Here is a 1,025-nt window from a genome sequence, read left to right as displayed (position 1 = left end):
CCGAAGATGGAGCATTGCTGTGACGTTGGCGCCTGAGGGTCGTAAGTTGTTGCGGATTGAGCAGCGTAATGCTGCGGTTCCGGTGGAGCGTAAGCCTGAGTGGATGAAGGCGAAGGTCTCTATGGGGCCCGAGTACATTGCGATGAAGAATCTGGTCAAGGGTCAGGGGCTGCATACGGTGTGTGAGGAGGCCGGGTGTCCGAACATTTTTGAGTGTTGGGAAGACCGTGAGGCCACGTTCCTGATTGGTGGCTCCGAATGCACCCGTCGTTGTGATTTCTGCCAGATTGATACGGGTAAGCCGTCCCCGATCGATAGGTTTGAGCCGACCAAGGTGGCCCGCTCGGTGGTGAAGATGAATCTGCGCTACGCGACCGTGACCGGGGTGGCTCGGGATGATCTGGCCGATGAGGGTGTGTGGCTGTATGCCGAAACGGTGCGGAAGATTCATGAGTTGAATCCGAACACCGGGGTGGAGTTGTTGATCCCGGATTTCTCCGGGAAGCCGGAAAATATTGCCGCGATCTGTGAGTCCAACCCTGAGGTGTTTGCGCATAATGTGGAGACGGTGCCCCGGATTTTCAAGCGGATCCGTCCCGCGTTCCGGTACGAGCGCTCCCTGGATGTGATCTCTCAGGGCCGGGATTTGGGGATGGTGACGAAGTCGAACCTGATCCTGGGTATGGGCGAAACCCGCGAAGAAATCTCCGTGGCGTTGCAAGATCTCCATGACGCTGGCACGGATCTGATCACCATCACCCAGTATCTGCGTCCTTCCGAACGGCACCTGCCCGTGGACCGGTGGGTCAAACCCCAAGAATTTATGGAATTGAACCAGGAAGCGGAGGAAATCGGCTTCCTCGGTGTCATGAGTGGGCCTTTGGTGCGGTCCTCCTACCGGGCCGGAAGGTTGTGGGCCACTGCCATGCGCAAAAAGGGCCGGAACATCCCCGAACACCTCGCCCACATCGCCGACGGCATCGAAGACGCCGGCCACACCCGCCAAGAAGCAGCATCCCTGATTG

General features: G+C 58.4%; 1 protein-coding gene. It reads left to right on the top strand.

The annotated features are described in order from the left end of the window. Positions 1-19: 19 nt before the first annotated feature. The coding region (gene lipA, locus CXQ94_RS21360) for a lipoyl synthase (protein ID WP_104092573.1) at positions 20-1,025 on the top strand (1,006 nt) is incomplete at its 3' end.

It is taken from the genome of Arthrobacter sp. GMC3 (assembly GCF_002929305.1).
In the GTDB taxonomy this organism is placed as follows: Bacteria; Actinomycetota; Actinomycetes; order Actinomycetales; family Micrococcaceae; genus Specibacter.
Note: the sequence above shows the minus strand (reverse complement) of the source record. Positions and strands in the feature narration are given on the sequence as shown.